This window comes from Umezawaea sp. Da 62-37 (assembly GCF_032460545.1).
Lineage (GTDB): Bacteria > Actinomycetota > Actinomycetes > Mycobacteriales > Pseudonocardiaceae > Umezawaea.
The window spans coordinates 2259498-2273562 of the sequence record NZ_CP135965.1 but is presented as its reverse complement, the minus strand read 5'-3'; the positions used below and the strand labels follow the sequence as shown (position 1 = coordinate 2273562).

Here is a 14065-nt window from a genome sequence, read left to right as displayed (position 1 = left end):
GAAAGAGCGCTCAGCCATGGCACGCCGCAAAGGCCCGACGACCAAGGTCGACCCCTCCGCCTTCGACCAGGCGGGCGCGAACGTCGTCGACAACCCGCTGAAGGTCGAGATCGAGGACTCCTACCTGGAGTACGCGTACTCGGTCATCCACTCGCGCGCCCTGCCGGACGCCCGCGACGGGCTGAAGCCGGTGCACCGCCGGATCCTGTACTCGATGAACGAGCAGGGCTACCGGCCGTCGCACGCGTACGTGAAGTCGGCGCGCGTGGTCGGCGACTGCTTCGTCCGCGGCGCGCTGGTCTCCACCCCGGAGGGCCTGCGGCCGATCGAGACCATCGGGGTAGGCGACCGGGTCCTGGACGCGGCGGGCGTCCCCGTGCCGGTGGTCGAGGCGTACGAGAACCCGGCCTCCGAGCTGGTCCGCGTGACGTGGTCGACCGGGCAGAGCATGGTCGTGACGCCGGGGCAGCGGTTCCGCACCGTGAACGACGACCTGGCGCCCGGCTGGACCGACGCCCGCGACCTGGCGGGCAGGCTCACCGCCGGGTACGGCAGCGCCCGCTGGGCCGACGCGCCCTCCGACGGCGGTGACGCGCGCCCGTACGTCCGGGGGCTCGTGTCGGCCGCGGGCCGGGCCGTCGACGGCGGCGTGGCCGTGGAACTGGCCGACAGCGCGCCGCTCGACATCGCGCACGGCTGGGCGATCGCCGCGGACGTCGAGGTGTCGCGCGACAAGCACGAGGACCCGGTCCGCCACGTCCTCACCCTCGCGGGCTTCCCGGCCGAGGAGCCGCCCGCCACCGCGCTGGCCGACCGCTCGACGTGGATCCCGTTCCTCGCGGGCCTGCTGGACGGAGCCGGTTCCGCCTCGTCCCACGGCATCCTGCTGCCCGCCGCGGCCCCGGTCCGCCCGATGCTCGCCGACCTCGGCGTCCGCGCGGCCGCGCACCCGGCGGGCCTGTCCGTGACCGGTGCCGACGCCGCCGCGCTGGCCGCCATGCTCATGCGCTGGTCCACCACCGACGGCCTGCACGCCATCACCACCGCGCGGCCCCGTTCGGCGGCCCTGCCCGGCTTCTCGCTGACCGGCGTGACGTCCGTCGAGCCGGTCGCCCGCGACACGACCTACGACATCCAGGTCGGCACGGCCGAGCACGCGTTCGTCGTCGAGGGCCAAGTCGTCCACAACTGCATGGGCAAGTACCACCCGCACGGCGACAGCGCGATCTACGACGCCATGGTCCGGCTGGCCCAGGACTTCTCCCTCAACACCCCGCTGGTCGACGGCCACGGCAACTTCGGCAGCCCGGACGACGGCCCCGCCGCGTCGCGGTACTGCGTGGTCGGCGACACCCGCGTCCGGCTCGCCGACGGGTCGAGCCCGCGCATCGCCGACCTGGTTGATCTGCCCGCCGACGCCGAGGCCGACGCCGACTTCGAGGTGCTCGACAAGGACGGCAAGGCCGTCCGGGTGACCAGGGTGTTCAACTCGGGCGTCCACCCGACGCTGCGCGTGAGCACGGAGTCCGGCTTCTCGATCCGGGGCAGCGAGAACCACCTCGTGCTGTGCCTGGAAGCCCCGCTGGGCGTGCCGCTGTTCCAGTGGCGCAGGCTCGACGAGGTCCGGCCGGGCGCGGTGGTGTGCATCGCCCGCAACGCCTGGGCCGACGTCATCCCCACCGCCCGCGAGTACATGCTGGGCGTGCGCGGCGCGGCCGCCGTGGCGCGCGGCGAGGCCGTGCCCGAGTTCGTCTGGGCGGGCGGCTGGGGAGTCAAGCGGGCCTTCCTGACTGCCGTGTTCGACGACGACGGCGAGGTCCGCGCCACCGAGGCGGGCCCGGTCGTGCACTGCCCGACCACCACCGACGGGCTCGCGGCCGAGATCCAGGAGGTGCTGGCGGAGTTCGGCGTCATCGCGGTGCGCACCGCGCGCGGCCTGGACATCTCCGGGCGGCGCGACCTCCGGGCGTTCGCCGAGCGCGCCGGGTTCCAGAACGCGAAGGCGCGGCGGCTGGAGGACCTGCTCCGGCGTCCGCACCGGTCCACGCCCGAAGAGGTCCCCTTCGTCGCCGAGTTCGCGGGCGAGGCGCTGGACCTCGACGACTGGGAGACCGACCGGTCGCGGTTCGTCAGCGGGATCGGGGACTCCGAGGTCCTCGCGACGATCCTGCCGGTCATGGACTCCGGCTACCGCTTCGAGCCGGTGACCGCCGTGGTGCCGGGGGAGCGGGCCGAGGTCTACTCGGTCCGGGTCGACACCGAGGACCACTCGTTCCTCGCGGGCGGGTTCGTCAACCACAACACCGAGGCCCGCATGTCCGAGGCGGCGATGCTGCTGGTGGGCGAGCTGGGCGAGGACACGGTCGACTTCCGCCCCAACTACGACGGGTCGCTGGTCGAGCCGTCGGTGCTGCCGGCTGCGTTCCCGAACCTGCTGGTCAACGGCACGTCGGGCATCGCGGTCGGCATGGCGACGAACATGATCCCGCACAACCTGGGCGAGGTCGTGGCGGCGGCTCGGTGGCTGATCACGCACCCGGAAGCCCCGCTGGACAAGCTGATGGAGTTCATCCCCGGCCCCGACCTGCCGACCGGCGGGATGCTGCTGGGGCTCGACGAGGTGCGCAAGGCCTACGAGACCGGCCGCGGCGTGGTGCGGATGCGCGCCAAGGTCGCCATCGGGCCGCTGGAGGGCAGCCGGGGCAGGCAGGCGATCACGGTCACCGAACTGCCCTACGGCGTCGGCTCCGAGCGGATCATCGAGAAGATCACCGACGAGGTCAACAAGTCCAAGCGGCTCTCCGGCATCGCGGACGTCAAGGACCTCACCGACCGCGAGAACGGCATCCGGCTGGTCGTCGAGTGCAAGGTCGGCGTGAACCCGCAGGCCCTGCTGGCCGACCTGTACCGGCTGACGCCGATGGAGCAGTCGTTCGGCATCAACAACCTGGTGCTGGTCGAGGGCCAGCCGCAGACGCTGGGGCTCAAGGCGCTGCTGGAGGTGTTCCTCGCGCACCGGTACGACGTCGTCACCCGGCGCACGAAGTACCGCCGCCGCAAGCGCGAGGACCGGCTGCACCTGGTCGAGGGCCTGCTGACGGCGCTGCTGGACATCGACAAGGTCATCAAGCTCATCCGGGACAGCGAGAACGCGCAGGCCGCCAAGGACGGCCTGATGAAGCGGTTCAAGCTGTCCGAGATCCAGGCGACCTACATCCTCGACACGCCGCTGCGCAGGCTCACCAAGTTCGACAAGATCGAACTGGAAGCCGAGCAGGACCGGCTGCGCGGCGAGATCGCCGAGCTGACCAGGATCCTCGACGACCCGGCCGTGCTGCGGAAGCTGGTGTCGACCGAACTCGCCGCCGTGGCCAAGGAACTCGCCGCGGAACGCCGCACCTCGCTGATCGACGGCGACCTCAAGGAGGTCCTCGCGGCGTCCAAGCCCGCCGGGCCGCTGGAGGTCGCGGACGACCCGTGCCAGGTGATCCTGTCCGCGACGGGGCTGGTGGCGCGCACGGCCGCGGAGTCGGAGGAGGCGTCGGAGGCCAAGCGCCGCAAGGGGCGCACCCGGCACGACGCGGTCGCCGCCGTGGTGCACTCCACGGCACGAGGCCAGATCCTGCTGATCACGAACCTGGGTCGGGCGTTCAAGACCGACGTGCTGCCGCTGCCGGTGCTGCCGGAGCAGATCGGCACGGTGTCGCTGAGCGGCGGGATGGCCGCGAGCGAGCTGCTGCCGCTGGAGAAGGGCGAGAAGGTCGTCGGCATCGCGCCGCTCGGCGAACCCGATCCGGCCTCGCCGGGCCTGGCGCTCGGCACCAGGCAGGGCGTGGTGAAGGTCTGCGCGCCCGAGTGGCCGGTGCGGTCCGACGAGTTCGAGGTCATCAGCCTCAAGGAGGGCGACGAGATCGTCGGCGCCACCTGGCTGACCGACGGCACGGAGACGCTGGCGTTCGTCACGTCGGACTCGTCGCTGCTGCGGTACGCGACGTCGCTGGTGCGGCCGCAGGGCCTCAAGGGCGGCGGCATGGCCGGGATCAACGTCTCGGCGGACGCGAGGGTCGTGTTCTTCGGTGCGATCAGGGTCGACGACGAGGCGCACGGCGAGCCGATGGTCGTCACGTCGAGTGGGCAGAGCGTGAAGGTGACACCGTTCGGCGAGTACCCGGCGAAGGGCCGGGCCACCGGCGGTGTGCGTGCGCACCGGTTCCTGAAGGGCGAGGCGGGGCTGGTGCTGGCGTGGATCGGGTCGCGACCGGCGGGCGCGTCGAAGTCCGGCGTGCCGGTGGAGCTGCCCGAGGTGGACCCGCGGCGCGACGGGTCGGGGTCACCGCACCCCGGCCCGGACGTGGTGGGGCACGTGATCGAGCGGGGCTGACGGAGGAGGCGCGATGAGCCGGATCAACGACGTCGGGGGGATGCACGGGTTCCCGCCGATCGAGCGGGAGATCGAGGAGCCGCCCTTCCACGCGGACTGGGAGGCGCACGTGTTCGCGCTGAACCGCGCGCTCATCGGCCGGGGCGTCTACAACCTCGACGAGTTCCGCGACGCCGTCGAACGCCTGCCACCCAGGGAGTTCCTCGCCTCCTCGTACTACGAGCGCTGGTTCCGCGCCCTCTCCGCGCTGCTGGTGGAGAAGGGCGTGTGCACCGCCGAGGAGGTCTCCGGTGGCTGACCTGTTCGCGCCCGGCGACCGCGTGCGCACCGCGCACGTGGACCCGCCGCACCACACCAGGGTGCCGCGCTACGCGCGTGGCGCGCCCGGCGTCGTCGTGGAGGTCGAGGGCCACCACCCGCTGGCGGACGACCGCTCCCGCGGCCTGAGCGTCGCCCCGCAGCCCGTGTACGCCGTGCGGTTCGCCGCGCGCGACCTGTTCGGCGAGGGCGACCACTCGGTCACCCTCGCGGTCTGGGAGACCCACCTACGAGCGGAGCCGTGATGAGCGGGGACCACACCGGGGCCGATGCCGTCATCGCGGCGCGCGTCCGGCACGTCGAGGCGTTGCTGGAGGAGCGCGGCCTGGTCGACGCCAAGGAGGTCGACCGCGCCCTGGAGGCGTTCCTGGCCAAGGCGAACCCGGACAACGGCGCCCGCCTGGTCGCCAGGGCCTGGCTCGACGCCGACTTCCACGACCGCCTGCTGACCGACGCCTCCGCCGCACTGGCCGAGATCGGCCTGTCGATGGGCGGCGGGTTGCAGGAGCAGCGGCTCAAGGTCGTGGCGAACACCGCCACCACCCACAACGTCGTCGTCTGCACCCTCTGCTCGTGCTACCCGGTCGCGCTCCTCGGACCGTCGCCCACCTGGTACAAGAGCGAGGCCTACCGCTCACGGGTCGTCCGCGACCCGCGCTCGGTGCTCGCCGAGTTCGACTTCCACCTGCCGGAGGACGTCGCCGTCACCGTGTGGGACGCCAACGCCGAGACCCGGTTCATGGTGGTTCCCCGGCGCCCCGAGGGCACGGACGGTCTCGACGAACGCGCCCTCGCCGACCTCGTCACGCGGGACGGCCTCATCGGCGTCGCTCCGGTCTGATGCCGCTGGTGTGGGTGACGGGCAACTCGGGGGTCGGCAAGTCGGCGGTCTGCGCGCTGCTGAGGAGCCAGGGCCGGTCGGTGGTCGACGCCGACTGGGAGGGCTGCAACCACTGGGTCGACCGGACGAGCGGGGAGGTCGTCGTCGACCCGCCCTACCCGGTGCCCGCGGGCTGGCTCGACCGCTTCGCCTGGCGGATCAGCCGCACGGAGGTCGAAGCCCTCGCGGCGAGGACAGCCAACAGGACCACGTTCCTCTGCGGATCCGTGGAGAACGAGGCGGACGTCCGGGACCTCTTCGCCCTCGTGGTCTGCCTGGTGGTCGACGACGGGACGCTCAGGCACCGCCTGCTGACCCGCACGACGAACACCTTCGGCAAGCACCCGGAGGAACTCGCGGCGGCACTCGCGCACAACGACGGCGTCGAATCCGCCTACCGACGCCTCGGCGCGACCGTCATCGACGGCGGACTGCCCCTGGAACAGGTCGCCGCCGCGATCCTGGCCGCCGCGGGCCGCGTTCCCCCGACGGGCGGCGACGACCAGGATCGGTGACGGTGGTCGTACGCCCTATCTCTGGTTGTCGATGAGCCACTGCCCGCCCTGCTGCACGAGGGTGAACGTGCGGGTCTCGGTCTCGGGGACGCCGTCGGTGTGGACGTAGTTGATGGTCGCCGACACGACGCCGGGGCTCTGCTCGACCACGTTGGTCGCGGACACCGCGCTGTAGCCGTTCCAGAAGCTCGAGTAGTCGGCGAAGGTAGGAGCACGTCCCGAGGCCTTGAACGCGTCGGTCAGCTTGGCGTACGAGGCTTCCTTGTTGCCCAGCAGGCCCGCGTAGTAGTCCGTGAGCGCCTGCGCGGCCGTTCCCGTCGACGCAGGCTGGGTGTTCGAGGCAGGCGGGGGCTCGGACGTGGTGGTGGCTGGGGCCTCAGAGGTCGTGGAGGTGGTCTCCCCGGTCGTCTGCGCGGGCTGCTCGCCACCCCCGGTGGTCGTCGGGACCGGGGCGCTGCTGGAGCTGGAGGGGGTGGCCTGGCCCTCGGGCGTCTTGTCGCGGTTGGCGATCCAGAACGCCAGGCCGACGACGGCGAGCAGCAGCACGATGACGCCGACCAGCCCGAAGATGGCGCGCTTCCGCTTCTGATCGTCCTCTGTGGACGGTGCCGCCGCGGGTGCCTCCTGCGCCTGCGGCGTCGACGGAGCCGCCGCTACCACCGGCGCGGGGGCGGGAGGAGTCGCGGGCGCGGGCTCGGGCGTCTCGACCGGTGCGGCGGCCGCGGGGGGCTCACCGACCGGCTCGCGGTCGACGAGGGTGGGGACGGGTTCGCGGATCTCGGCCAGGACGGCCAGTTCCTCGGCGGCCTCGGGCATCGTGGGCCTGGTGTCGGGGTCCGGGTCGAGCAGGCGGAGCAGGACCGGGGTGAGCGCGCCCGCGCGCTCCGGCGGCCGGATGGTGCCCTCGGCGACCCGGTGCAGCTGGGCGATCGAGTTCTCCGAGATGCCGAACGGCGGCATGCCCTCGACGGCGTTGTACAGCGTGGCGCCGAGCGAGAAGACGTCCGACGGGTAACCGCCTTCCTCGCCCTTGGCCACCTCGGGGGAGAAGAACGCGGGAGTGCCGACAGACCGACCGGTCGCGGTGGCCGTGGCGTCGTCGATGGCGCGCGAGATCCCGAAGTCGGTGATCTTCACGGCACCCGCGTCACCGAGCAGCACGTTGCCGGGCTTGACGTCGCGGTGCACCACGTTGACCTTGTGCGCGGCCGCCAGCGCGGCGGCGAGCTGCCCGCCGATCTGGATCACGGAGTCGACCGGCAGCGGCCCGTTCTCCGCGATCACCAGCGCGAGGCTCTTCGACGGCAGGTACTCCATGATCAGCCACGGCTGGCCGTCGTGCTCGACGACGTCGTAGACCGCGATCGCGTTGGGGTGCTGCAGTCGCGCGGCGATGCGCGCCTCCCGCATGGCGCGGCGACGGGCCTGCTGGGCCGCCTTCTCGTCCAGGTACGAGGGCAGCAGCAGTTCCTTCACCGCGACGACGCGGTCCAACCTTTGGTCCTGGGCGCGCCAGACCAGCCCCATGGCTCCACCGCCAAGTTGCTCGGCCAGCTGATAACGCCCGGCGATCCGCCGGTTTTCCTCGCTCACGTGCGACTCCCCGGACTGGCAAACGCTGACGGTGGTGCAATGTTAGTGGGGTGCCCCCGAGGCTGATCGAATGAGGCCGACAGAATGGCCCGCGTCGGAGTCCTCGGGGGAAGGAACTTGGTGGCGGAGCAGCGGAACGACCAGGACAGGCCGAAGTCGAAACGGGGGTGGCGCCGGGTCCGGCGGGTCGGTTACGTCCTGCTGGCGCTGGTGGTGCTCGCCCCGGTGGCGGCCTTCGCGGTGGTGAACGAGGCCGTGGACGTGCCCAGCACCACGGTGATCTCGGCGCAGCTGAACAAGGTCGTCACGATCCGCTACGCCGACGGCACCGAGATGACCCGGATCGCGGCCGACGGCGCGAACCGGACGCTCATCGCGAACGGGCGGATTCCGGACGACGTGCGGCACGCGGTCTACGCCGCCGAGCAGCCGGACTTCGAGACGTCGTCGGACTTCGACTTCGGTACCGGCCTGGCGAAGCAGTACCTGCGCCTGGTCAGCGCGACCGAGGGCGGCTCCTGGCGCCGCGAGTTCGTCGACTTCGCGATGACCCACAAGTTCAGTTCCCGCGAGAGCAAGGACTTGATCCTCACCGGGTACCTCGACGCGGTCCCGTTGGGCCGAACGGCCTACGGCGTCGTGGCGGCCGCGCGGATGTACTACGACAAGGCGCTCGCCGATCTGACGGCCTCCGAGGCCGCTTTCATCGCCGGGATGATCAGGAATCCGGACGGCGCAGACGACCCGGTCTACACCGAGGCCCGCTGGAACGCGGTCATGGACGGCATGGTCGAGCAGGGCTGGATGACCCGCGACTACCGGGAAGCGCAGGAGTTCCCGGCACCGGTTCCGGTGGAGGAGACGCGGCTTGTGCCGCTGGACGGCCCCCGCGCGCTCATCCAGGCCGAGGTCTTCCGCGAGCTGGAGGCCAAGGGCTTCAGCGTGGAGCGCGCGGCCGAGATGGGACTGGTCGTGCAGACGACCATCGACCCCAAAGCGCAGACGGCGGCGGAGAGCGCCGTCGACGAGGTGATGGCGGGCCAGCCCTCGGTGCTGCGCCAGGCGCTCACCGCCGTGGACCCGACCAAGGGCGCCGTGCGCGCCTACTGGGCGGGGCGCGACGCCCTGGGGGGCGACTTCGCGCGCGACACGCTCCAGGAGCCCGGCACGACGTTCCTCCCGATCGACCTCGTGGCCGCCCTGGAGAAGGGCATCGGCCTGGGGGCGAAGTTCGACGGCACCTCCCCGCGGGCGTTCCCCGGCCGCGAGACCAACCCCGTCAAGAACTCCGGCGGTCCGCGCGCCTGCGCCAAGGAGTGCAGCCTGCGCGCCGGGGTCGAGCAGGACATCGCCACGGTCTTCTACGACCTGGCTGTCAACCAGGTCGGCACGCTCGCGGTGGCGGAGGCGGCCAGGGCCGCGGGCATCCCGAAATCGGTGGAGATCGCGAACGTCCGCCACGACCTGCTGCTCGCCGAGGACGGCAGCCCCGCCCCGGACGGCAACATCTCCCTGGGCGGCGGCCAAACCCTGGTCCGCCCGTTCGACATGGCGGTCGTCTACGGCACGTTCGCCGCGGAGGGCGTGCGGCACGAGCCCTACTTCGTCGAGAAGGTCGAGGACGCGCCGGGGCGCCTGCTCTACCAGCACACCGACGTCGCGACGCCCGCGTTCGACAGCGATCCGGCGAAGAGCAGGGCCATCGCGTCGAACGTGACCGCGGCGCTCAAGCCCCTTCCCGGCGTCGCGGGGATCCCGTGCGCGAATCGCGAGTGCGCGGGCAAACCCGGCACGCACGAACTCGAAGGCGTCGACCACTCCAAGGCGTGGATGGTCGGCTACACGCCGTCGCTCGCGGCGTCGGTGTGGGTCGGCACCGAGGAGGGCGACCTGGCGCTGCGGGACAAGGCGGGTCTGCCCGTCACCGGATCCGGACTGCCCGGTCTGCTGTGGCAGCGGTTCATGGACAGGGCGCTCGACGGCACGCCGCCGGTCGCCTTCCCCGCGCCGACCCCGATCGGCCAGTTCGAGTAGACCGTCCACTTCGGACGGTCACTGGAACGCGTGCCGGTAGGCCTGCGGGCTCACGCCGGTCACGCGCTTGAACCTGTCCCGGAACGACGTGGGGGAGCCGAAGCCGACCTGGAGGGCGATCCGGTCCACGGTGTGCCCGGTCGTCTCCAGCAGGAACTGCGCCTGGCGCACGCGCGCCCGGTGCAGCCACTGCAACGGCGTCGACCCGGTCTGCTCGCGGAACCGGCGCAGCAGCGTGCGGGTGCTCATGCCGCTGTGCCGGGCGATGTCGTCGAGCGTGAGGTCGCGCTCGACGTTGTCGTGCATCCACTTCAGCACGGGCTCCAGCGCGGAGCCCTGCGGCGTGGGCGGCGGCTCGGTGACGATGAACTGCGCCTGGCCACCCTCCCGCTCCAGCGGCATCACCGAGAGCCGGGCGGCGTCCGCGGCCACCGCCGACCCGTGGTCGCGGCGGATCAGGTGCAGGCACAGGTCCAGCCCCGCCGCCGCGCCCGCGGAGGTGAGGATCGACCCGTTGTCGACGTAGAGCACGTCCGGGTCGACGTCGACCTCCGGGTGGAGTTCGGCGAGCAGCGCGGCGCCCACCCAGTGCGTGGTCGCCCGCAGACCGTCCAGCAGGCCCGCGGCGGCCAGGGTGAACGTGCCGGAGCAGATGGACGCGATCCGGGTCCCGGCGGCGGCCGCGTCCCGCAGTGCGGCCAGCACCGGCTCCGGGACGGGCCGGGTCGGCGTCGCCGTGCCCGGCACGATGATCGTGTCCGCGTCGGCCAGCCCCTCCAGGCCCCACGGGGCGGTGATGGTGAACAGGCCCGCGTCCACGACGGGTTCCGCGGCGCACACCCGGACCCGGTAGGCGGGCCGCCCGTCGGGCAGCCGGGCGCGCCCGAACACCTCCAGCGGGGTGCCGAGGTCGAACGGGACCACCTGCTCCAGCGCCAGGACCGCAACGGTGTGCATGGCGACAACCTAGAACAACCCCGAGATCCCGCCAAACGTTTGCACCTGGACTTATGCGCCGTACCTGGCGATGGCGGGAATCCGTTGGCCATTGGCGTTGACGCCACTTGCGGGTGAGTCCGCCGGGCGCTCGGGGCGCGCCCGCGTGTGACCGGGAAGGCGGAGGACTAGGTTCCGACCATGAACGAGACCCCCGACATCAAGCCGCGCAGCCGCGACGTCACCGACGGCCTGGAGCGCACCGCCGCGCGCGGGATGCTCCGGGCCGTCGGCATGGGCGACGAGGACTGGGTGAAGCCCCAGATCGGGGTCGCTTCGTCGTGGAACGAGATCACCCCGTGCAACCTGTCGCTGGACCGGCTGGCGAAGGCCAGCAAGGAGGGCGTGCACGCGGCAGGCGGCTACCCGCTGGAGTTCGGCACCATCTCGGTGTCCGACGGCATCTCGATGGGCCACGAGGGCATGCACTTCTCGCTGGTGTCGCGCGAGGTGATCGCGGACAGCGTGGAGACCGTGATGCAGGCCGAGCGGCTCGACGGCTCGGTGCTGCTCGCCGGGTGCGACAAGTCGTTGCCCGGCATGCTCATGGCGGCCGCGCGGCTCGACCTGGCCAGCGTGTTCCTCTACGCGGGCTCGACCCTGCCCGGCAGCGTGAAGCTCTCGGACGGCAGCGAGCGCGAAGTCACGATCATCGACGCGTTCGAGGCCGTCGGCGCCTGCGCGCGCGGCCTGATGAGCCGCGCCGACGTGGACCTGATCGAACGCGCGATCTGCCCCGGCGAGGGCGCGTGCGGCGGCATGTACACGGCGAACACGATGGCCAGCGCCGCCGAGGCGTTGGGGATGTCGCTGCCGGGCAGCGCCGCCCCGCCTGCCCCCGACCTGCGGCGCGACGGGTTCGCCCGGCGCTCGGGCGAGGCCGTGGTGGGGATGCTGCGCAAGGGCATCACCGCGCGGCAGATCATGACCCGCGAGGCGTTCGAGAACGCGATCGCGGTCGTCATGGCCTTCGGCGGGTCGACCAACGCCGTGCTGCACCTGCTGGCCATCGCCCACGAGGCCGAGGTCGAGCTGAGCCTGGACGACTTCACCCGGATCGGCGCGAAGGTGCCGCACCTGGCGGACGTGAAGCCGTTCGGGCGGCACGTGATGACCGACGTCGACCGCATCGGCGGTGTGCCGGTGGTGATGAAGGCCCTGCTGGACGCGGGTCTGCTGCACGGCGACTGCCTCACCGTCACCGGCCGCACGGTCGCCGAGAACCTGGCCGACATCGCCCCGCCCGACCCCGACGGCGTCGTGCTGCGCGCCATGGACAAGCCGATCCACCGGACCGGCGGCATCACGATCCTGCGCGGCTCGCTGTCGCCGGACGGCGCCGTCGTGAAGTCCGCCGGGTTCGACTCGGACGTGTTCACCGGCACCGCGCGGGTGTTCGACCGCGAGCGCGCCGCCATGGACGCGCTGGAGGACGGCACGATCACCGCCGGGGACGTCGTGGTCATCCGCTACGAGGGCCCCAAGGGCGGTCCCGGCATGCGCGAGATGCTCGCCATCACCGCGGCCATCAAGGGCGCGGGCCTCGGCAAGGACGTCCTGCTGCTCACCGACGGCCGGTTCTCCGGCGGCACCACCGGCCTGTGCGTCGGCCACGTCGCCCCGGAGGCCGTCGACGGCGGCCCGATCGCGTTCGTCCGCGACGGCGACCCGATCACGCTGAACGTCGCCACCGGCACGCTCGACCTCGACGTCGACGAGACCGAGCTGGCGGCCCGCCGCGAGGGCTGGGAACCGCTCCCCGCCCGCTACCGGCGCGGCGTGCTGGCGAAGTACGCGAAGCTGGTCGGCTCGGCGTCGGGCGGGGCCGTCTGCGGGTAGGGATTTCCCGCGGGGTGGAAGGGGTGTCCGGAAATCGGACACCCCTTGACCGTTTCAGCAGGTCGCCCGACGCCTCAACCCCTACTCGAACAAATGGTGTTCGGCATACTTTTCAACGTTCACAAGAACGGGTGCACTCGACCGGGGGACGCGTTAGCGGAAGTGTGAACGGTCAAAAAGACTGCCCGAAGTACGGGTTGTCCGGAGGGGCCTTGGGTAACGCGTGCGTTTCCCCTGTGCGAGCGATGGTCACGAACTCGTCCCAATTGGGAGTTGAGCCGGTTGCAAGGCGCTGGATCGTCGTCGCCGAGTGGTCACGAAGGCCTCCGATCGGCCATGCTGCTCGCCTGCACGACACGTTTCACACGGCTAATACGCAGGTCAGACCATCCTGGGCGCGTGACACGTGGGGCGGTCCCATCATCGGACGGCGGCCATGTCTAATCTCTTCGCCAGAAGCGGGCACTTCGGTTGGCGCCGATGTCCGTCGTCAACGTCGCACTGCACCCGCGGAAGGACTGAGCACAGGTGACCGGATTCCTGTTGCGGCGGTTGGTCAACTACGTAGTGCTGGCGTTCGTCGCGACGTTCCTAGCCTTCAGCCTGGCCTCCATCACATTCGACCCCATTGGCGTGCTGCAGCAGCGCAATCCGCCGCCGCCGGCCGCCACGATCGATGCCAAGCGCCACGACCTGCACCTCGACCAGCCGATTCCGCAGCGATTCTTCACCTGGATGGGTGGCGTAGTCCAAGGCGACTTCGGCCGGACGATCGCCGACCGCCCGATCACCGACGAGCTCGGCAGGCGGGTGGGCGTGAGCCTGCGGCTGTTCCTGCTCGGCATCACGATCGGCATCCTGTTCGGCGTGCTGCTCGGCGTGGTGAGCGCGATCCGCCAGTACAAGTTCAGCGACTACCTCGCGACCCTGTTCTCGTTCGTGGTGCTGTCGACGCCGGTGTTCGTGCTCGGCACCGTGCTCAAGCTCGGCGCCCAGAACCTGAACAACTCGATGGGCGACAACGTCCTGCTGTTCACCGGCGAGACGACACCGGGCTTCGAGGGCAGCTGGATAGCGTCGCTGCTGGACCGGGTGCAGCACCTCATCGTGCCGACGCTGACGATCGCACTCGGCCAGGTCGCCTACTACAGCCGCTACCAGCGCTCGTCGATGCTCGACGTGCTGGGCAGCGACTTCCTGCGGACCGCGCAGGCCAAGGGCCTCACCCGCCGCAAGGCGCTGTTCAAGCACGGCCTGCGCACGGCGCTGATCCCGATGGCCACGCTGTTCGCGTTCGGCTTCGGCCTGCTGGTGGTGGGCGGCACGTTCACCGAGCGGCTGTTCAGCTGGTTCGGCATGGGCGACTGGCTGATCACCGGCATCTCCACGCAGGACACCAACGTGACGGCCACGGTGACGCTGTTCGTCGCGGTCTGCGTGCTCTTCTCCGGATGGCTGGCCGACGTGCTCTACGCGGCTCTCGACCCCCGAATCCGCATCTAGGCAGGG

At 71.5% G+C, this 14065-nt stretch carries 10 protein-coding genes; 8 read left to right on the top strand and 2 right to left on the bottom strand.

Going from position 1 to position 14065, the window contains the following annotated elements:
- The first annotated feature begins 16 nt into the window (after positions 1–16).
- Genes RM788_RS09785 through RM788_RS09770 form a run of 5 tightly spaced genes read left to right on the top strand, consistent with a single transcriptional unit; the run spans position 17 to position 6094 of the window.
- Complete coding sequence (locus RM788_RS09785; protein ID WP_399343294.1) at positions 17–4381, top strand: DNA gyrase subunit A; 4365 nt, start codon at positions 17–19, stop codon at positions 4379–4381.
- Between the two features lie 13 nt (positions 4382–4394).
- A complete protein-coding gene (locus RM788_RS52940; RefSeq protein ID WP_399343293.1) occupies positions 4395–4679 on the top strand; it encodes a hypothetical protein in 285 nt (94 codons plus the stop codon).
- Complete coding sequence (locus tag RM788_RS52935) at positions 4672–4944, top strand: SH3-like domain-containing protein (protein WP_399343291.1); 273 nt, start codon at positions 4672–4674, stop codon at positions 4942–4944. Before RM788_RS52940 ends, RM788_RS52935 begins: the two co-directional genes overlap by 8 nt.
- Entirely contained in the window at positions 4944–5540 is a 597-nt protein-coding gene (nthA, locus tag RM788_RS09775) for a nitrile hydratase subunit alpha (protein WP_315931252.1), read from the top strand. Before RM788_RS52935 ends, nthA begins: the two co-directional genes overlap by 1 nt.
- Positions 5540–6094: a DEAD/DEAH box helicase family protein gene (locus RM788_RS09770; protein ID WP_315931251.1), complete on the top strand. Its 555-nt coding sequence runs from the start codon at positions 5540–5542 to the stop codon at positions 6092–6094. Before nthA ends, RM788_RS09770 begins: the two co-directional genes overlap by 1 nt.
- 15 nt (positions 6095–6109) lie before the next feature.
- On the opposite strand, the gene RM788_RS09765 is transcribed toward RM788_RS09770, so the two are convergent.
- On the bottom strand, positions 6110–7687 hold the full coding sequence (locus tag RM788_RS09765; protein ID WP_315931250.1) for a serine/threonine-protein kinase: 1578 nt from the start codon (positions 7685–7687) through the stop codon (positions 6110–6112).
- Positions 7688–7807: 120 nt separating this feature from the next.
- Between RM788_RS09765 and RM788_RS09760 the strand changes: the two genes are divergently transcribed.
- A complete protein-coding gene (locus tag RM788_RS09760) occupies positions 7808–9721 on the top strand; it encodes a transglycosylase domain-containing protein (protein WP_315931249.1) in 1914 nt (637 codons plus the stop codon).
- 18 nt (positions 9722–9739) lie between these two features.
- Here RM788_RS09760 and RM788_RS09755 read toward each other — a convergent pair whose 3' ends face one another.
- On the bottom strand, positions 9740–10678 hold the full coding sequence (locus tag RM788_RS09755) for a GlxA family transcriptional regulator (protein ID WP_315931248.1): 939 nt from the start codon (positions 10676–10678) through the stop codon (positions 9740–9742).
- A 180-nt stretch (positions 10679–10858) separates the two neighbouring features.
- On the opposite strand from RM788_RS09755, the gene ilvD reads away from it, so the two are divergent.
- The gene (gene ilvD / locus RM788_RS09750; protein ID WP_315931247.1) at positions 10859–12556 is read left to right on the top strand and encodes a dihydroxy-acid dehydratase; all 1698 of its coding nucleotides are present in this window, start codon (positions 10859–10861) and stop codon (positions 12554–12556) included.
- 528 nt (positions 12557–13084) lie between these two features.
- Positions 13085–14059, top strand: a complete 975-nt coding sequence (locus RM788_RS09745) for an ABC transporter permease (RefSeq protein ID WP_315931246.1) — start codon at positions 13085–13087, stop codon at positions 14057–14059.
- Positions 14060–14065: the final 6 nt, after the last annotated feature.